This is a genomic window from Streptomyces sp. NPDC088097 (assembly GCF_044741845.1).
GTDB lineage: Bacteria > Actinomycetota > Actinomycetes > Streptomycetales > Streptomycetaceae > Streptomyces.
The window spans coordinates 55858-73837 of record NZ_JBIUTJ010000002.1; the positions used below are offsets into that span (position 1 = coordinate 55858).

A 17980-nucleotide genomic window follows, 5' to 3' on the forward strand; every position below is an offset into this window, starting at 1 on the left:
CCGGTTCACGACCGGGCCGCCACCGTGGCCGCCGCGAGCATCCAGTGTCCGGTCGTGGCCCGGCCGAGCAGTCGCCGTGCCCGGCCGCCCTCGGCCGTGCCGTCCGCGTCGAACGAGCCGCCCCCGTCCACCCGTCGGAGCCCGGCGAGGGCGGGCGCGAGCCCGGCCCGGACGTGGGCGGGGCGGCGCGCCGCGTACTCCTCGATCCAGGCGAGGACGGCCTCCCGCTCGACGGGCCCGCACAGCGACAGGTGGAACAGCATCTGCCGCCACGCGTACGCCGCGTCCTTGACGGCGGAGAGCGGGCGCGGGTTGCCCTCCACCCGGGCCACGAGCCGGCACACCGACGCGAAGCAGTCCCGGGCCAGGCCGGCCCAGCCCGAAGGCGGGGCGATTCCCACGCGGGAGACCAGGGTGGCGAGGTTGTGCGTGGTGAGGATCTGCGCCTGCTCGATCACCGCCCCGTTGGCTCCCGTCGACCACGCCGTCCCGACACCGGCCCGCTCGACGCAGAGCGCGGCGAAGTACGGGCTCGTCCTCCTCCGGCCGCGCAGGGCCCCCTCGGCCGCCTCCGCCACCGCCGCCCGGCGCAGGGCCGCGTAGTCGATGCCGTAGTAGCGCGCGTACAGGCTCCCCTCCAGGAGATCGGCGGCGATCCGCCCGGCCACCAGGAACTTCGGGGTGAAGGTGCCCATGAAGATGTCGGCGGCGAGTTCCTCCACGAACGGCGTGCCCAGCTCCGCCTGCCGGCCCAGTTCCGCGAGCTCCCGCACCAGCGGATTGGGCAGCAGGGTCCCGGGGAAGGCCGTCACGGCCAACTCGCCGAGGCGTCGCAGCGCCTCGTGGGCCGGCTCCAAGGCCGCGTCGCCGCTGCTCCGGTGCGCGGATGCCGCCCGCACCCAGGGGAGTTCGTCGAGCCGGACCTGCTGTCGCAGGTCGAGCAGGAGGAGGGACCGGCGGGACCGGAAGGCGCGGTAGGCGGCGGCCATCAGGTTCCGCAGGGGCCCGTCCGCGTACCGCTCGGCGGTGACGGCCGCCACCAACTGCGGTACCAGCTCGGCCAGCACCTCCGCCGAGGGGACCACCCCGCGCTCGACGAGCACGTCGAGGGGGGCGCTGAGGGCCGCCCGGACCGGTGCGCCGATCGACGCCGGGACCGACGCGCCTTCGGGCAGCCCGGTCTCGCGGGCCTCCTGGGCGCTCACGGGAGCCAGCGGCGTGTCCACGTCGGTCGTGCCGGCGCCCTGGTCGAGGCGGGCGAGCCTGCGCAGGACCAGCGCGGCCAGCCGGTGGTGCGCGGGGAGCCCGGCCTGGAGGGCCTGGGCCCGACGCAGCCGGACGTGCTCGGGAGAGCCGGGCGCGCCCCGTTTGGCGAGCATCGCGGTGACGGCCACCCGCAGTAGTCCGGCCGTACGCGGGTCCAGGGGGCGGCCCGTCAGTTCCTCCTCCAACGCGCGGCGCAGGACGGCGGCGTTCGACTTCGGGTTCAGGTGCTTGGTGCACCGGGTGTGGGTGGCGGCGAGGACCGCGTGCCGCGCCAACAGGGCCGCGCCCTCGACGTTCCAGTCCGCTCCGGGCGCGGCGGACCACGCCGCCAGCCGGTGCGTGAGCAGTTCGTCCTCGAACGGCCGCCACACGGTGAGGGCTTCGCGCTGCGCCTCCACGGCCGGGTGGGGCCGCCGTCGGGCCAGCGCCACGCCGGCCTCGCCGACACTGCGGCGGTGCACCGTGTCGGCGCCGGGTGCGGGTCGGTCGTTCGGGCGCGGCAGGAAGCGCAGCCGGTCCGCGAACGGCTCCAACAGCGAGACGAGTTCGGCGGCGCCCTCGTAGTCCCCGGCGCGCACCAGCCAGGCCGTCACGGCCAGCGCGGCCTCCTCGGGCACGCGGACCTCGTAGTGCCCGCTGTCGAGCAGTGACCACAACCGGGTCAGTCCGTCGTCGGTGAGGGCGTGCGCGAAGAGGGCGGCGCGGGTCGCCGGTACGCCGGCCAATCGGGCGGCCCGCACCTCGTGGGGGAGCAGCGGTCCGCCGGCCGAGGGGTTCCCGGTGGCGAAGCCGCCCGTGACCACGTCCGGGGTGACCCACGCGGGCAGGCCGGCGACGGGGGTCCGCGAGCCCACGGTCAGGGAACCGTCCGCGATGCCGGAGAGGACCTGGCGCCACTGGTCGGCGCGGGAGCGCGCGCTTTCGCGGGTGGCGGGGTCCTCGTGGACCACGGAGGTCCGCAGGGCCCGGGTCAGCTGTCCGGCCGCGTAGGCGGGAGAGGGGGAGACGGGGCCGGCAGGCCCTTCCGGGTGCTGGGGAAGCTGCTGTTCAGCGTGCGTGTTCATGGCCGACGTGGCAGGTGTCGCCCCTGCGCCCTCCGGGAAGCAAGCCCGGCGCTCTGCTGCTGAGCTACACGTCGTGGTGATCCACGAAGTCAACCGGAGCCCCGGCGCCGACACAACGGCATTTCGCGACCGCGAGCGGCCTCGCCGACGATCGGCTCGCCCGTGCGGGATTGCGAGTAAAGCGCATTAGTGCGCCGTCGTGCGCACCGGCGACAAGAGGTCAAACCGTCGCCGGTGCGGGGGTGTGACCTCTCGGTCCCGCTCCGATTTCACGCCTTCCGACTAAAGCGCATCAGTCCAGCTCGGCTGTGATGTGAGCACCTGATCGGACTCTATGGAGACCGACCGGATTCCTTTCGACGGGTACGCACTGTCGGCCAAAGCGATTTCGGGCACGTTGACGCGTTCCCGGATTGCGGACAGCGTGGTCGGCGCGCTCCGGTGATGAGGCCGGAACTCCCTCCGAAGGCGGCGACGATGACCCGTTCGAACGTTTCGCGCACGGCGGTGGCCGCGCTCGCGACCGGCGCCCTCCTCGCGGTCTGCGCCTGCGGTGTGTCCGGCGGCCCGGGGGAGGCGGAGGAGGCCCGAAAGACGGGTCGGGTCTCCGGCGAGATCACCTTCCGCACGCTCCAGTTGAAGCCGAAGTTCACCGCGTACGTCCAAGGCGTCATCGACTCCTTCGAGGCCGCCCACCCGGACGTCGAGGTGAGATGGGAGGACGTGCCGGGCGACGGCTACAACGAGAAGCTCGTGGCCGATGCCCAGGCCGGAGCCCTGCCCGACGTGGTGAACCTCTCCACCGACTCCTTCCAACTCCTCGGCGACCGCGGCATGCTCGCCGACGTGGCCCGACTCGACGGGCAGATCGCCGCGGAGTACGTCCCCGGCGCGTGGGAGCAGTTCAAGCTGCCCGGCAAGGGCGACGGGGTGTTCGCCTACCCCTGGTACGTGACCCCCGAGGTGCTCACCTACAACACCGCGCTCTTCGAGGAGTCCGGCCTCGACCCGGCGCGTCCGCCCACCACCGTCGAGCAGTTCTTCGACTACGCCGAGCGCATCGCGGCCCGCTCCGGCGGCCGGTACGCCGCCTTCATGGCCGACCCCAAGGGGCGGCTCCCCGGGGACTGGCAGAAGATGGGCGTGCCGCTCCTGAACGGTGCGAAGGACCGCTTCACCTTCGACACCGACCAGGCCGTCGTCTGGCTGGAACGGATGAAGGACCTCTACGCCAAGGGTGCCATGCCCAAGGAGTCCCTCCTCAAGTCCGACGACACCAACCAGCTCTACGGCGCCGGCAAGCTCGTCTTCGGCCCCGGATCCCCCGGCTTCGTCCGCGACGTCAAGCAGAACTCCCCGCAGGTCTACGCCCGCACCCGGGTGGCGGGAGCCGTCACCGGCACCCTCGGCCACATCGGCGTCTACGCGCAGTCCCTCGGCATCCGCAAGGACACCGCACACGTGGACGCGGCCGCCGAGTTCGCCAAGTGGGTCACCAACGGCCCCAACCAGGTGGCGTTCTCCCGACAGACCACGATCTACCCCTCCAACGCCAAGGGCCTGGCCGACCCCTACTTCTCCGACCGGGGCGACGGCACGGACGCCGAGACCCTCGCCCGCGCCGTCGGCGCCGAACAACTGCGGTCGGCCGCCCTCGACGCCAACACCCCGGTGCAGTGGACCAACCAGGTCGGCGACGCCGTGGTGCGGGAGGTGCAGAAGGCCATCAAGGGCGAGCAGGATCCGAGGACCGCCGTGCGCAAGGCGCAGGAGGCGGCCAACCAGCTGCTGGCCGCATCGGTGCGCGAATGACCCCCACCGGCACGCCCCACCCCCGGGCGGACCACCCCGGTCGCCCGGACCACCCCGGCCGCCCCGGTCGCCGCGACCGTAAGGCCGTGAGGGCCGTGAGGGCCGTGAGGGCCGTGAAAGCCGGGAAGACCGTGAAAGCCGGGAAGGCCATGGACGCCGAGACGGGTCTGCCCCACCGGACCTGGTGGACGCCCTACCTCTTCCTCGCCCCCGGGCTGGTCATGGTGACCCTGTTCAGCCTCTGGCCCTTCCTCAACACCGTCGTCCTGTCCCTCACCGACGCCCGGATCCTGCGCGGCGGAGGCTTCGTGGGCCTTGACAACTACCGCCGCGCCTTCGCCGACCCCGACTTCTGGGTGGCCACCGGCAACAGCGTGCTCTACCTGATCGTCGTCGTCCCCTGCCTGGTCCTGCTGCCGCTGGCCCTCGCGGTCCTCGTCCAGACGAAGATCCCGGGGATCGGATTCTTCCGCTCCGCCTTCTACACCCCGGTGATCGCCTCCGCCGTGGTCGTCGGCCTGATCTGGCAGTGGGTGCTGCGCAGCGACGGCCTCGTCAACACGGTCTTCCAGGAGATCGGCGTCATCTCCGGCCCGATCCCCTTCCTGACCGACTCCACCATGCTGCTCGTCTCCGCGATGATCGTCACCGTGTGGAAGGGCCTCGGGTACTACATGGTGTTCTACCTCGCGGCCCTCGGGAACGTTCCCGCCTCCCTCTACGAGGCCGCCGCGCTGGACGGGGCCGGGGCCGTACGCCGCTTCCTCAGCATCACCGTTCCCCAGGTCAAACCGATGATGATGCTGGTCGGCACGCTCGCGGCGATCTCGGCGCTGCGCGTCTTCACCGAGATCTACATCCTCGGCGGGGAGAGCGGCGGGCCCGGCGGAGGCGCCCGGACCCTGCCGTTCCTGATCCGACAGGTCGGCCTCGGTTTCGCCGGCGAGACCGGCTACGCCGCCGCCATCTCCCTCCTGTTGTTCCTGCTCACGCTGGTCTTCAGCCTGCTCGGCCGGCGCCTGTCGAGGGGGGACGAGGGATGAGCGCCACGCCGCTTCCCGCAGCGAAGGGCGCCCGCAGGCACCGCCCGGCCGGCCTCGCGGCCCGCTACGCCACCCTCGTCCTGGTGCTCGTCGTCATGCTCGGGCCGATCGTCTGGCAGTTCCTGACCTCGATCCGGGGGCGCACGGAGAACGTGTACGACGGGGTGCTGCCCTCCCGTCCCACCCTGGAGAACTACGTCCGCGTCGCCGAGTCCTTCCCGCTCCTCCAGTACGTGGGCAACACCCTGATCGTCGCCGCCCTCGCGATCACCTCCAACGCGCTGTTCGCGGCCATGGGCGGCTACGCCTTGTCCCGGGCCGGCTGGAAGGGGCGCAAAGCGGTCTTCACCCTGCTCGTGGCGACGCTGATGTTCCCCTTCGAATCCGTGATGATCTCGATGTTCCTGACGATCCGGGAGATGGGCCTGGTCGACACCCTCATCGGGGTGTGGCTGCCCGGCGCCGTCTCCGTCCTCAACGTGATGATCATGCGGGCGGCGTTCCTGTCCGTGCCCAGGGAGGTGGAGGAGGCAGCGGTCCTCGACGGGGCCAACGAGTGGACCCGCTTCACCCGGGTCTTCCTCCCGGCCGCCAGGGGCGCCCTGGCCGTCGTGTGCCTGACCAGCTTCATGGGTGCCTGGGACGACTTCCTGTGGCCGCTGCTGGTGCTGACGAACAGCGACCACTACACCCTCCAGCTCGGCCTGAAGACCCTCGCCGGCGCGACCACCACCAGCGACCAACGGATCATCGCCGCCGGGGCGATGGCCGCGCTCCTGCCGATGACGCTGCTCTTCTTCGCCCTCCAGCGCTTCTTCTTCAGGGGCGTGGGCGAGGGAGCCGTCAAGACCTGAGCCCCGTGCACCCCTCGCTCACCGGATACTCCGACCCCCCCTGGGAGCCGCCGTCATGCACGACGACCGCAGCGTCACCGAACACCGTCTGCGCCGCGTCCTCAACGAACGCGTCCGACCCGCCGTCCGTACCCGCTGTCTCCCGTTCGCCGTCGAGCGCTGGGATGCCCCCGGCGAGCCGGTCCCCGTGGCGGACGGACTGGCCGCGCCCTACGAGCCCTGCGAGGTCGGCGCGGCCTGGGGTCCGGCATGGGGCACCACCTGGTTCAAGGTCACCGGCACCGTCCCCGCCGAGTGGGCGGGCCGGACCGTCGAGGCCGTGCTCGACCTCGGCTTCGACCGGATGATGCCCGGATTCCAGTGCGAGGGCCTGGTCCACCGCGCCGACGGAGGCGAGGTCAAGGCGCTGAACCCGTACAACGACTGGGTGCGCGTGGCCGACGGCGCCCGGGGCGGCGAGCGGATCGAGTGGTACGTCGAGGCCGCCGCCAACCCGGTCCTCGTCGCGCACGCGCCCACCTACGAGGGCGACCTGGCGACCAGCGGGGACCAACCCCTCTACCGGCTCGCCCGGATGGACCTCACCGTCTTCGAGGCCGAGGTCTGGGAACTCGTACAGGACTTCGAGGTCCTGCACGACCTGATGACGCAGCTCGACGAGACCGACGCCCGGCGCCACCAGATCCTGCGGGCCGTCGACTCCGCCCTCGACGAGGTGGACCTCACCGACGTGCCCGGCACGGCCGCCGCCGCCCGCGCCCGCCTCGCCGGCGTGCTCGCCGCACCCGCCCGGGCCTCCGCGCACCGGATCAGCGCGGTCGGCCACGCCCACATCGACTCCGCCTGGCTGTGGCCGCTGCGCGAGACCGTTCGCAAGGTCTCCCGTACCGCCTCCAACATGGTCGCGTTGATGGACGAGCACCCCGAATTCGTCTTCGCCATGTCCCAGGCCCAGCAACTCGACTGGATCAAGACCCACCGGCCCGAGCTGTTCGAACGGGTCAAGAAGAAGATCGCCGACGGACAGTTCGTGCCGGTCGGCGGCATGTGGGTGGAGTCCGACACCAACATGGTCGGCGGCGAGGCCATGGCCCGACAGTTCCTCTACGGCAAGAAGTTCTTCCTGGACGAGTTCGGCATCGAGACGAAGAACGTCTGGCTGCCCGACTCCTTCGGCTACACCGCCGCCCTGCCCCAACTCGTGAAGCTCTCCGGCTCCACCTGGTTCCTCACCCAGAAGATCTCCTGGTCCCAGGTGAACCCCTTCCCCCACCACACCTTCTGGTGGGAGGGCATCGACGGCACCCGGGTCTTCACCCACTTCCCGCCCGTCGACACCTACAACTCCGATCTCGGCGGCGCCCAGATGGCCCACGCGGCCCGCAACTACCGCGAGAAGGGGCGTGGTTCGCGCTCCCTCGTACCCTTCGGATGGGGTGACGGAGGTGGCGGCCCCACCCGCGAGATGCTCGCCCGGGCCGCCCGCCAACGCGACCTCGAAGGCTCCCCGCGCGTCGAGATCGAGCGCCCCGACGCCTTCTTCGAGAAGGCCCGCGCCGAGTATCCGGACGCGCCCGTCTGGGCCGGCGAGCTGTACCTCGAACTCCACCGCGGCACCTACACCTCCCAGGCGAAGACCAAACAGGGCAACCGGCGCAGCGAGTCCCTGCTGCGCGAAGCCGAACTGTGGGCGACCACCGCCGCCGTCCGCGTCCCGGGCTACGCGTACCCGCACGAGGAACTGGAACGGATCTGGAAGACCGTCCTGCTCCACCAGTTCCACGACATCCTCCCCGGCTCCTCCATCGCCTGGGTGCACCGCGAGGCCCGCGCCACCTACGCCCGGGTGGGCGAGGAACTGCGGGCCCTCACCCTCGCCGCGCAGAGCGCACTGGCCGGACCGGGCGAGCGGGAGCTGGTCTTCAACTGCGCCCCGCACACCCGGCGCGGCATCCCGGCCGGCGGCGCGGGCGTCCCGGACCCCGCCGCGGCCGGCCGGCCGGTCACCGTCGAGGAGCGGCACGGCGGCGGCCACGTCCTCGCGAACGGCCGACTGTCGGTCGAGATCGACGGCCGGGGCCTGATCGTCTCCGCCTACGATCTGGAGGCGCGCCGCGAATCCCTCGCCCCGGGAGCCGCCGCCAACCTCCTCCAGGTCCACCCCGACTTCCCCAACATGTGGGACGCCTGGGACATCGACGCCTTCTACCGCAACCGGGTCACCGACCTCGACACCGCGGACCGCCTGGAGGTCACCGCGAGCGGGCCCGAACGCGCCACCGTCGCGGTCACCCGCTCCTTCGGCTCCTCCTCCACGGTCTCCCAGACCCTCACCCTGCGCGCCGGCTCCAAGAGCGTCGACATCGTCACCGACGTGGACTGGCGCGAGAGCGAGAAGTTCCTCAAGGCGGCCTTCCCCCTCGACGTGAAGGCCGAACGGACCTCCTCCGAGACCCAGTTCGGCCACGTCGAGCGCGCCACCCACACCAACACCTCGTGGGAGGCGGCCAAGTTCGAGATCTGCGCCCACCGTTGGATCCACGCCGAGGAGCCCGGCTGGGGCGTGGCGCTGCTCAACGACTCCACGTACGGGCACGACGTGACCCGCGACGTACGGGCCGACGGCGGCCAGACCACCACCATCCGCCTCTCGCTGCTGCGCGCCCCGCGCTACCCCGACCCGGAGACCGACCAGGGGCACCACACCCTGCGCTACCACCTCGCCCCCGGCGCGACGATCGGCGACGCCGTCCGCGAGGGACACGCGCTCAACCTGCCCGAGCGGGTGGTGCGCGGCGGGGCGCCGGTCGCCCCGCTGCTGACCGTGGACGACGACGCGGTGGTGGTGGAGGCGGTGAAGTCGGCCGAGGACCGCAGCGGCGACGTGATCGTCCGCCTCTACGAGTCCCGGGGCGGCCGGGCCACGGCGACCCTCACGCCCGGGTTCGCGGTGACGGCGGCGACCGGGACCGACCTCCTCGAACGCCCCCTCGACGACGCCGGCGTCGGTGTCCCGACCCCGGAAGGCGCCGTCACCCTCACGTTGAGGCCGTTCCAGATCCTGACGGTGCGCCTGAGCCGGAGCTGAACCGTACGAACGCCGCCCACGCCTGCGGGGCGGGCCCCCCACGGATTACGGGACGGCCCTCAGGAAAGGAAGGCGGTGACGGCCCGGGTGAACTCCTCCGGCGCGGCGGCGTGGACGAGGTGCCCCACCGGGATCGTCATCGACCGGGCGTCGGGGATCCGGCGGACCAGCTCGGCGGCGGCGGTCGCCGGCACGTGGCTCGTCGGCCCGCCCGCGATCACCAAGGTCGGGGCGGTGATCCTCGCGAGCCCCTCCAGCCAGGCCGGGTCGGGCCGGTCCAGCTCGGCCCGCAGGGCGAGCACCATCGCCCAGTCGAAGCCGAGTTCGCCCTCCGGACGCACCGGGGGCACCGCCTCGCGGGGCAGCGGCGCCGGCGGGTCCTCCAGGACCAGGCGGACCACCCGCCGGGGGCGGTGCTGGGCGAGGAGGTGGGCCACCGCGCCGCCCATGGAGTGCCCGACGAGGTCCACCCGGTCCAGGCCGAGGGCGTCGAGGAAGCCGAGCACGTCGTCGCGCAGCCGCTCCAGCCCGTAGGGGCCGGTCCACTCGCTGCGTCCGTGCCCGCGCAGGTCGAGGGCGTACACCCGGCGGTCCCGGGCGAGTCGCTCCCGTACGGGGGACCAGTCCTCGGCGCTCTCGCCCAACGCGGCCAGCAGGAGCAGAGGTTTCGCGTCCTCGGGGCCGCTGACCAGGTAGGCCAGCCGGACGCCGTTCACCGTCACGGTGGGGTGGTCGGTCATCCGGCAGACGTTACCGGGACGGGCCCCGGCGGGGCAGCGCTCCGGGGCGGTACGGGGCGGCTCGGGCCGGTACCGGGCGTGAACTGCGCCACAGGTCCCGGCTCCGGGGCCCTTGGTTGCCTGATCCGGGCCCCGGAGCGGCCCCGAACTGGTTATGCACCTAGTTGCAAAACCTCCAGAGCCTCGCTAGAACAGGTTCATCACCCCGTGCGAGGAGGCACCCCAGATGAACCCGCAGAGCGCCCAGGGCTCCCAGAGCCGCTATCCGCACCTGCTGAGCCCCCTGGACCTGGGATTCACCACCCTGCCGAACCGGGTGATCATGGGTTCGATGCACACCGGCCTCGAAGAGCACGAGGGCGGCTTCGAACGCCTCGCCGCCTTCTACGCCGAGCGCGCCCGCGGCGGCGCCGGGCTGATCGTCACCGGCGGCATCGCCCCCAACGACGCCGGCCGCCCCTTCGAGGGCGGCTCCCGCCTCACCACGGAGGAGGAGGCCGCCGAGCACAGGGTGATCACCGAGGCGGTGCACGCCGAGGGCGGGAAGATCGCCATGCAGATCCTCCACTTCGGCCGCTACGCCTACCACAAGGACCTGGTCGCCCCCAGCCCCCTCCAGGCTCCCATCAGCCCCTTCGCGCCGAACGAACTCACCGACATCGAGGTCGAGCGGACCGTCGAGGACTTCGTCCGCGCCGCCCGCCTCGCCAAGCTCGCGGGCTACGACGGCGTCGAGATCATGGGCTCGGAGGGCTACCTCGTCAACGAGTTCATCGCCGCCGCCACCAACCGGCGCACCGACCGCTGGGGCGGGGCGTACGAGAACCGCGTCCGCTTCCCCCTGGAGATCGTCCGCCGCACCCGCGCCGCCGTCGGCGAGGACTTCATTCTGATCTACCGGCTCTCCATGCTGGACCTGATCCCCGGCGGTTCCACCCTCGACGAGGTCGTCCACCTCGCCAAGGAGGTCGAGGCGGCCGGCGCCACCATCATCAACACCGGCATCGGCTGGCACGAGGCCCGCATCCCCACCATCGCCACCTCCGTGCCGCGCGGCGCCTACACCTGGGTCACCCGCCGGCTGATGGGCGCCGTCTCCGTCCCCCTCGTCACCAGCAACCGCATCAACACCCCCGAGATCGCAGAGGAGGTGCTCGCCGACGGCCGCGCCGACCTCGTCTCGCTGGCCCGCCCCTTCCTCGCCGACGCCGAGTTCGTCGCCAAGGCCGCCGCCGGCCGCCCCGAGGCCATCAACACCTGCATCGGCTGCAACCAGGCCTGCCTCGACCACACCTTCAGCGGCAAGATCACCAGCTGCCTGGTCAACCCGCGCGCCTGTCACGAGACCGAACTCGTCCTCTCCCCGACCCGCTCGAAGAAGCGCGTCGCGGTCGTCGGCGCCGGCCCCGCCGGCCTCTCCTGCGCCGTCGCCGCCGCCGGGCGCGGCCACGCCGTCACCCTCTTCGAGGCCTCCGGACACATCGGCGGCCAGCTCGACATCGCCCGCCGCATCCCCGGCAAGGAGGAGTTCGAGGAGACCATCCGCTACTTCGGCACGCAGCTGGCCGAGACCGGCGTCGACGTCCGCCTCGACACCCGCGCCGACGTCGAGACCCTCGCCGGCTACGACGAGGTCGTCGTCGCCACCGGAGTCACCCCCCGCACCCCCGCCATCGAGGGCGTCGAGCGCGAGAACGTCCTCACCTACCTCGACGTGCTCCGCGACGGAGCCCTCGTCGGCGAGAACGTCGCCGTCGTCGGCGCCGGCGGCATCGGCTTCGACGTCGCCGAGTTCCTCACCGACAGCGGCGAGGGCGCCTCCCAGGACCCCGCCGTCTACTTCCGCCACTGGGGCGTCGACACCGACTACGCCGGCCCCGGCGGCCTCACCACCCCCGAGCGGCCCGCCCCGCCGCGCCGCGTCCACCTCCTCCAGCGCAAGGCCGGCAAGGTCGGCGCCGGCCTCGGCACCACCACCGGCTGGATCCACCGCGCCGAGCTGAGGCACCGCGGGGTCGTCTCGGTCGCCGGCGCCACGTACGACCGGATCGACGACGAGGGCCTGCACATCACCGTCGACGGCGAGCAGCGCACCGTTGCCGCCGACACCGTCGTCCTGTGCACCGGCCAGGAGCCCCGTCGGGACCTCTACGAGGCGCTGCGCGCCGCCGGCGTGGCGGCGCACCTGATCGGCGGCGCCGACCTCGCCGCCGAACTCGACGCGAAGCGGGCCATCAAGCAGGGCACGGAGCTGGCCGCGAGCCTCTGACGGGACCGCGCGAGCGCGACACCCCTTCGGGGCAAAGGAGTTGTGGCGGCCCGGACCGGGCCGCCACACTTTCCCGGTGACGCTGACACCCGCAGACGCCGACAAGATCCTCCACGACAACTTCGCCCCCTGGGTGCTGGCCCTCGGCCTCACCGTCGAGGAGACGGGCGAGCGGCACGCCGTACTGCGGCTGCCCTGGTCCGACTCCCTGGCCCGCGACGGCGGGGGCCTGAGCGGGCAGGCGCTGATGGCCGCCGCCGACACCGCCACCGTCATCGCGATCTCCGCCGCCCGGGGGGCGTACGGGCCGATGACCACCGTCCAGCAGTCCACGAGCTTCCAGCGGCCCGTGACCGGCGCCGACGTCCTGATCGACGTGCGCGTCACCAAACTCGGCCGGCGGATGGCCTTCGCCGACATCACCATGACCCCCGACGGCGCGGAGGAACCCGCCGCGAAGGCCTCCACCGTCTACGCCCTGCTCGGTTGACCGCGCTCGGGCGCAACCGGGACTTCAACGTCTTCTGGCTCGGGCAGGCCCTCTCCGTGGTCGGCGGGTCCATGTCCCTGCTGGCCCTGCCGCTGCTGGTGCTCGACGCCACCGGCAGCGGCACCCAGCTCGGCCTGGTCACCGCCGTCTCGGGGGTGACCGCCATCGCCACCGGCACCTTCGCCGGGTCGGTGGTCGACCGGTCCGACCGGCGGCGCCTGATGATCCGGTGCGACCTGCTGCGCGCCGTACTGCTGTGCGCGGTGCCCGTGCTGTGGCTCGCCTGGCCCCGGATCTGGCTGCTCTACCTCCTGACGGTGGTCGTCACCTTCCTGAAGACCCTCTTCGACGTGGCGTACGTGACCGCCGTGCCCGACCTGGTCCCGCCCCGCGACCTCACCGCCGCCAACGGGCGGCTGATGAGCACCTTCGCCTTCGGCACCCTCCTGGGGCCGGTGGCCGCCGGGCTCGTCACCACCGCCTCGGGCGCCGGCCTGGCCCTCGTCGCGGACGGGGTCACCTTCGCCGTGTCCGCCGCCAGCCTGCGGTGGGTCCGCTTCGGCCGCCACGGCGCCGCACCGCGGTCGTCGCCGCCTTCGCCGCAGGACCGCTGCGCCGGAGTTTCGGCTTCGGCGGCTGCTGGCTCGGAGCCGTCGCGCTCATCGGCCTCGGGATGGTGGTGATCGGGGTCGGCCGGAGCCTGTTCGTGGTGGCGGGCGCGGCCGTCGTCTTCATGTTCGGACTCACCCTCGGCGGCGTCTGTTCCATGACCCTGCGCCAGGAGGTCACCCCCGCGCCGCTGCTCGGCCGGGTCACCGCGGCGTTCTGGACCGTCCACAACGCCTCCGGCCCGATCGGCGCGGCCGTGCTGATGGGGCTCGCCACCCGACACGGCGTCCCGGCCGTCAGCTGGGGCGCCGGGGCCGTGTGCCTGCTGGTCATCGTGGGGGGACTGGCGAGTCCGCTGCGCGGGAGCAGGCCCGAATCCGGCCGCCGAGCGCCCGGGGGGCGGGTCTGGGATCGTGAACGCGTGGGCCCGCAGGAGTGAGCGACCGGGGCCCGGAGCCCCACACCGCACGACCCAGGCCCGGAGGTGGCGAGATGGCCGGAGAGTTCGAGGCCAACGTCGAGATCGACCGGCCCGTCGAGGAGGTGTTCGCGTACCTCGCCGACGGGCGCCACGACCCAGAATTCAGCCCCCGCGTCCAGTCGATCACCCGGACCCCGGGCGGACCGACCGCCGTCGGAACGGTGTTCCGCAGCACCGTCAAGGACGCCGGGATGAAGACGGGCCGCGAGTTCCGCGTCACCGGCTTCGAGCCGCCGACCCTGATCCGCTGGAGCGAGCAGAGCCGCAACCTGATCACCGCCGAGGGCGGCTACGACCTGGAGGCGCTGCCCGGCGGTCGCACCCGGGTCAGGATCTTCAACACCCTCGAAGGCCACGGCCTGGGCAAGCTGCTGACCTCCTTCGCGCTCGGCGCGGCCCGCAGGGACGCCCCGGACTTCGGCCGCCGCATCAAGGCCGCCGTCGAGGCGTCCCCGCGCCCCTGAGGCCGCGGTGCCGCCCGGTCAGAACCGCGGCGGCGCCACCGGGAAGGGCAGCGGGATGGTCGGGCCGGGAGCTGCCTCGCGGGAGGCGGGGGGCGGTGTGGTGTGGCAGGTCACGTCGGCGGACGGCAGCCGGCCGGTGGCCAGGTAGGCGTTGACCGGGGCGTTCGCGCAGGAGGCGCCGTCGGCGAGGTACACGCCATGGCCCTCACCGCCCTGAGCCAGGACCATCCGCGAGCCCCGCAGGGCACGGTGCAGGCCCTGGCCGCTGACGAGCGGGGTCTGCGAGTCCCACTCGTTCTGCACGGTCAGCACCTCGGCCCGGGTCTTCATGGGCGTCTGCGCCTCCAGCGGCCGCTGCCAGAAGGCGCACGGCTTGATGTTGGACGCGAAGTCCCCGTACAGGGGGTAGCGGGCCTTGTCCTTGACCGCGTCCCGCCGGTACCGGGCGGGATCGCGCGGCCACGCGTCGGTGTCCCCGCACACCACCGACCAGAAGACGGCGGTGCCGTTGTCGGCGGCGGGTTCGCCGGCCGGTCCGGTGGTACGGGGTGCCTTCCCCCGCAGGGTGTTCAGGGCGGCGGCCAGGTCGTCGGTCCGGGCCGACGGGGCGCCCGCCGGGAGGGGGAGTCCCTCGGCGGCCGCCTTGAGCCGCATCACGGCCGTGGCGGCCTGCTCGGGGGAGAAGAACAGCGCCCGCCCCGCGCGGATGTCGTCACCCGTGAGCTTCGTGCCCCCGAGGTCGATCGGATCGCGGTCGGCCCGCTCCACCAACCCCCAGAACGTCGCGGAAACGGCCTGCGGGGTGGCGCCCAGCCCGAACCGCCCGTCGCGCTCGGCGGTCCACCGGGTCCAGCGGGCGTACGCCGGCTCCGCCTCCGAGGCCCACACCTGGATCATGCCGCGCCAGATCCGCTCGGGGTCCACCCCGCTGTCCAGCACGAAGCGGTCGGTGCGGGAGGGGAACATCTGCGTGTACACGGCGCCGAGGTAGGTCCCATACGAGTAGCCGACGTAGGAGATCTTCCGCTCGCCCAACACCGCGCGGATCACGTCCATGTCGCGGGCCGTGTTGCGCGTGGTGATGTACGGCAACACCGAACCGGCCCGCTCCCGGCACTTGTCGGCGACCGTACGCGCCCACGCGACGTCCGAGGGGAAGGACTCGGCGCGGTAGGGCCGGTCGATGTTCTGCTCGGCGTCGCTCAACGCGCAGGTGATCGGGCTGCTCGCGCCGACCCCGCGCGGGTCGAAGCCGATCAGGTCGTAGCGCTCCCGGACCTCTCGGGGCATCAACGGGTCCAGCATCAGCGGCAGATCGAGCCCGGAGCCGCCGGGGCCGCCCGGGTTGACCAGCATCACCCCGTGCCGCTTCGCCGGGTTCGGGCTCTTGATCCGGGATATCGCGAGGTCGAGGGTCCGTCCCCGGGGGGCGCGGTAGTCGAGCGGGACCTTGACCGTCGCGCACTCGTACGTGGCCGGCTGTTCGGCGGAGCAGCGTTGCCAGGAGGGCCGCTGCCTTTCGTGGTCGGCGGCGGCCGAGGCGGAGACGCCCGGATCGGCCACCGGGTCGGCGGCGGCCCGGGTCGCGGCCAGGAGCGGGAGGGAGGTGAGCAGGACGCCGGCGGCGAGCAGGGGCGCTAAGCGGTGCGTGCGCACGAAGGCCGTTCCTTTCGCAGGGTGCGGATCGCTGCCCACCCTGGACCATCCCGAAGCCGTGCGAATCATCCCTCCGGGCGGATCGCCTGCTCCTCACGAATGAGCCCAAAACCGGTCAAGTGGCCGACACGCCGGAGAGGTTGTGGGTCTCCATCGGGCTGTCGGCGGGTCAGTGGTGGTCCGCCGGGTGTGCCGTCGAGTGCTCCGCCGGTTGGTCCGCCGGGTGTTCCGCCGGGGGGCTGCCGCCCTCGGAGGGGGCGGCGGCGTGGGCCGTGTGGTCGTCACCGGATTCGAGGGCGCCGCCGAGCCGCTCGCGCAGCGGGGTGAGGGTGTCGGGCGACTGCGCGGTGACGATCCAGCGGTCCCCGACCAGGTAGACGCCCCCGTACGCACGGGCCTCGGTCAGCCAGGAGCGCAACCCCGTGCCGGTGGCGAAGGTGGTCATCCGGTAGGCGCCCGCCGCGGTCTCGCAGCCGCCCTCCCGCAGTTCCTCGGCCTGGACGCCCACGTCGGCGGTGCACCCGATGACGGCGGCGATGTCCTCGATCGAACGGGAGGGCGCGCCCTGGGCCGAAGGCGCCGAGCCGGCCGCGGCCGCGGCAGCGGAGGTCGGGGCGGAGGCGGCCGCCGGGGCGGACGCGGCGGCGGCGCCCCGCGCGCTCCCCGTTTCCCCCGCGCCGGCCGAACAGCCCCCGCACCACAGCGCCGCGCAGACGGCGGCGGCGAGGGGGAGGAGCGCTCCGCGACGGAGCGGACGGCTACGGACGGTCGGCGGCACGCGCATGGCAACCTCACTGGGGTGGACGGGGCGGAAGTGGCCGTGGTGCCCGGCGGGGAGGGGGGCCGGGCACCACGGGTCTGGGGGAGGGCGGTCCGGGTCCGGGCGGTCGTCAGCCGGTGGCCTTCGCCTTCTTGCCCTGGTCGGTCACGGCGAACCAGAGGCCCTGCTTGTTGTGTCCGTTGATGTCACCGGGGGTCTTGTCGCCGGTGAAGGTGTAGACCGGCCAGCAGTCGATCGTCAATTGCTCCGATCCGTCGGGCCTCTTCACCGATCCGACCAGTTCGGCGGAAATACCCGCGACCTTGCTCTTGTCCGTCGGTGCGGCCGGCTTCCAGGTGTCGAGGCAGGAGTCGAGGCAGCCGAATTTCATCGGCCAGGCGCTGTCCTTGTCGAATCGGTAGAGGGTACGGCCCTGCCCGTCCGCGAGAATGTTTCCGAGCTTGGGATTCTTGCGCACCCACAGCGAATCGGCGGCGCCCGCGGCAGCGTCCGCACCGGTTCCGGTTCCCGTTCCGGATCCCGATCCCGATCCGTATCCCGAGCCCATGTCCATGGACGTTCCCCCGGAATTCGCGGGCGCGTCCGCGGCCTTCCCGCCCGCCGTGGCCGGTTTCCCCGTCGGGCCCACCGCGTGCCAGGTCCCGCCCACGCCCTCGCCCAGGGTGTCGCCCGCCTTGGTGTCCTTGGCGTAGCGGTAGACGGGCCAGCCGCCGAGGGTGAGCTGCTTGGACCCGTCGGCCCGGGTCACCGACCCGACCATGCCCGCCTCGATCCCCTCACCTGCGGAGGCGTCGTCCGAGGACACCGCCGGCCAGACCTTCGCGCAGTCCCCCTCGCAGGCGGACTTCGGGGGCTTGGCGGTGTCCTTGTCGAACCGGTAGAGGGTGAAACCCTCGCCGTCGGTGACCGCCGCGCCCAGGTTGGCGATCTGGCTGACCTTCAACTGTCCGGCCGCCGAGTTTTTCGCGGCGCCGCCGGCGGGAGAGGCGCTCGCATCGCCGTAACCCGATCCGGCGCCGGATCCGTACGCGTCGGCGCCGGGATAGGCCGATCCGAGCTGTTTGCTGTCGCTGACCGGCTGCACGGCGGGATTCTTCCCGGAGGGCTTGTCGGAGAGGCCGCAGCCCGCCGTCAGCAGCAGTACCGCGACCGCCGACCCGGCGAATATCTCACGACGCATCTTCTTCACGATCTCTCCTTCAGATCCAATACCGCGTTCTTGCGGCCCCGCGTTTTCGTGTGTTTCCCGCGTTTCCTGCCTTCGTCATTCATACGGGGCCCGAGTGAGCCGATGCCGATATCCTCGGGAATTTGTCATATCGCGCCAAGAATGAACTCGGGGGCCGCCCGTGATCGTGCGCCG

The 17980-nt window shown here is 72.6% G+C and carries 14 protein-coding genes and 1 tRNA gene; 9 read left to right on the forward strand and 6 right to left on the reverse strand.

Going from position 1 to position 17980, the window contains the following annotated elements; genetic code table 11:
• Nucleotides 1-5 precede the first annotated feature (5 nt).
• Nucleotides 6-2330 carry a hypothetical protein gene (locus ACIOD1_RS06365; protein WP_365619787.1) on the reverse strand — a complete coding sequence of 775 codons (2325 nt, stop codon included), beginning with the start codon at nucleotides 2328-2330 and terminating at the stop codon, nucleotides 6-8.
• Nucleotides 2330-2404, reverse strand: a tRNA-Ala gene (locus tag ACIOD1_RS06370). The genes ACIOD1_RS06365 and ACIOD1_RS06370 overlap by 1 nt, the downstream gene beginning before the upstream one ends.
• Nucleotides 2405-2807: 403 nt before the next feature.
• Between ACIOD1_RS06370 and ACIOD1_RS06375 the strand changes: the two genes are divergently transcribed.
• The 4 genes from ACIOD1_RS06375 to ACIOD1_RS06390 all read left to right on the forward strand — a co-directional run bounded on the left by ACIOD1_RS06375 (nucleotide 2808) and on the right by ACIOD1_RS06390 (nucleotide 9127).
• Complete coding sequence (locus tag ACIOD1_RS06375; RefSeq protein ID WP_365619785.1) at nucleotides 2808-4142, forward strand: sugar ABC transporter substrate-binding protein; 1335 nt, start codon at nucleotides 2808-2810, stop codon at nucleotides 4140-4142.
• 149 nt (nucleotides 4143-4291) lie between these two features.
• Nucleotides 4292-5185, forward strand: a complete 894-nt coding sequence (locus ACIOD1_RS06380; protein ID WP_401900581.1) for a carbohydrate ABC transporter permease — start codon at nucleotides 4292-4294, stop codon at nucleotides 5183-5185.
• Nucleotides 5182-6039, forward strand: coding sequence for a carbohydrate ABC transporter permease (locus tag ACIOD1_RS06385; protein ID WP_365619782.1), 858 nt, complete (start codon nucleotides 5182-5184; stop codon nucleotides 6037-6039). Before ACIOD1_RS06380 ends, ACIOD1_RS06385 begins: the two co-directional genes overlap by 4 nt.
• A 55-nt stretch (nucleotides 6040-6094) precedes the next feature.
• Nucleotides 6095-9127: a glycoside hydrolase family 38 C-terminal domain-containing protein gene (locus ACIOD1_RS06390; protein WP_365619779.1), complete on the forward strand. Its 3033-nt coding sequence runs from the start codon at nucleotides 6095-6097 to the stop codon at nucleotides 9125-9127.
• 59 nt (nucleotides 9128-9186) lie between these two features.
• Here ACIOD1_RS06390 and ACIOD1_RS06395 read toward each other — a convergent pair whose 3' ends face one another.
• The gene (locus ACIOD1_RS06395; RefSeq protein ID WP_365619776.1) at nucleotides 9187-9867 is read right to left on the reverse strand and encodes an alpha/beta fold hydrolase; all 681 of its coding nucleotides are present in this window, start codon (nucleotides 9865-9867) and stop codon (nucleotides 9187-9189) included.
• 226 nt (nucleotides 9868-10093) lie between these two features.
• On the opposite strand from ACIOD1_RS06395, the gene ACIOD1_RS06400 reads away from it, so the two are divergent.
• The 5 genes from ACIOD1_RS06400 to ACIOD1_RS06420 all read left to right on the forward strand — a co-directional run bounded on the left by ACIOD1_RS06400 (nucleotide 10094) and on the right by ACIOD1_RS06420 (nucleotide 14180).
• Nucleotides 10094-12136: an NADPH-dependent 2,4-dienoyl-CoA reductase gene (locus ACIOD1_RS06400; protein WP_365619773.1), complete on the forward strand. Its 2043-nt coding sequence runs from the start codon at nucleotides 10094-10096 to the stop codon at nucleotides 12134-12136.
• A 76-nt stretch (nucleotides 12137-12212) separates the two neighbouring features.
• A complete protein-coding gene (locus ACIOD1_RS06405) occupies nucleotides 12213-12626 on the forward strand; it encodes a PaaI family thioesterase (protein ID WP_365619770.1) in 414 nt (137 codons plus the stop codon).
• The gene (locus ACIOD1_RS06410; protein WP_401900587.1) at nucleotides 12623-13309 is read left to right on the forward strand and encodes an MFS transporter; all 687 of its coding nucleotides are present in this window, start codon (nucleotides 12623-12625) and stop codon (nucleotides 13307-13309) included. The genes ACIOD1_RS06405 and ACIOD1_RS06410 overlap by 4 nt, the downstream gene beginning before the upstream one ends.
• On the forward strand, nucleotides 13300-13674 hold the full coding sequence (locus ACIOD1_RS06415; protein ID WP_401900590.1) for a hypothetical protein: 375 nt from the start codon (nucleotides 13300-13302) through the stop codon (nucleotides 13672-13674). Before ACIOD1_RS06410 ends, ACIOD1_RS06415 begins: the two co-directional genes overlap by 10 nt.
• Before the next feature lie 53 nt (nucleotides 13675-13727).
• A complete protein-coding gene (locus ACIOD1_RS06420; RefSeq protein WP_365619764.1) occupies nucleotides 13728-14180 on the forward strand; it encodes an SRPBCC family protein in 453 nt (150 codons plus the stop codon).
• An 18-nt stretch (nucleotides 14181-14198) separates the two neighbouring features.
• On the opposite strand, the gene ACIOD1_RS06425 is transcribed toward ACIOD1_RS06420, so the two are convergent.
• From ACIOD1_RS06425 to ACIOD1_RS06435, 3 genes are all read right to left on the reverse strand, one after another.
• A complete protein-coding gene (locus ACIOD1_RS06425; protein ID WP_365619761.1) occupies nucleotides 14199-15836 on the reverse strand; it encodes an alpha/beta hydrolase in 1638 nt (545 codons plus the stop codon).
• A 169-nt stretch (nucleotides 15837-16005) separates the two neighbouring features.
• The gene (locus ACIOD1_RS06430; RefSeq protein WP_401900594.1) at nucleotides 16006-16620 is read right to left on the reverse strand and encodes a hypothetical protein; all 615 of its coding nucleotides are present in this window, start codon (nucleotides 16618-16620) and stop codon (nucleotides 16006-16008) included.
• Nucleotides 16621-16726: 106 nt separating this feature from the next.
• On the reverse strand, nucleotides 16727-17806 hold the full coding sequence (locus ACIOD1_RS06435) for an SCO0930 family lipoprotein (RefSeq protein ID WP_401900596.1): 1080 nt from the start codon (nucleotides 17804-17806) through the stop codon (nucleotides 16727-16729).
• Nucleotides 17807-17980 lie beyond the last annotated feature (174 nt).

Coding starts and splice junctions, on each gene's coding strand:
- ACIOD1_RS06375 (WP_365619785.1), top strand. CDS start 2,808: ATGACCCGTTCGAACGTTTCGCGCACGGCGGTGGCCGCGCTCGCGACC.
- ACIOD1_RS06390 (WP_365619779.1), top strand. CDS start 6,095: ATGCACGACGACCGCAGCGTCACCGAACACCGTCTGCGCCGCGTCCTC.
- ACIOD1_RS06430 (WP_401900594.1), bottom strand. CDS start 16,620: ATGCGCGTGCCGCCGACCGTCCGTAGCCGTCCGCTCCGTCGCGGAGCG.
- ACIOD1_RS06420 (WP_365619764.1), top strand. CDS start 13,728: ATGGCCGGAGAGTTCGAGGCCAACGTCGAGATCGACCGGCCCGTCGAG.
- ACIOD1_RS06415 (WP_401900590.1), top strand. CDS start 13,300: ATGGTGGTGATCGGGGTCGGCCGGAGCCTGTTCGTGGTGGCGGGCGCG.
- ACIOD1_RS06365 (WP_365619787.1), bottom strand. CDS start 2,330: ATGAACACGCACGCTGAACAGCAGCTTCCCCAGCACCCGGAAGGGCCT.
- ACIOD1_RS06395 (WP_365619776.1), bottom strand. CDS start 9,867: ATGACCGACCACCCCACCGTGACGGTGAACGGCGTCCGGCTGGCCTAC.
- ACIOD1_RS06380 (WP_401900581.1), top strand. CDS start 4,292: ATGGACGCCGAGACGGGTCTGCCCCACCGGACCTGGTGGACGCCCTAC.
- ACIOD1_RS06385 (WP_365619782.1), top strand. CDS start 5,182: ATGAGCGCCACGCCGCTTCCCGCAGCGAAGGGCGCCCGCAGGCACCGC.
- ACIOD1_RS06400 (WP_365619773.1), top strand. CDS start 10,094: ATGAACCCGCAGAGCGCCCAGGGCTCCCAGAGCCGCTATCCGCACCTG.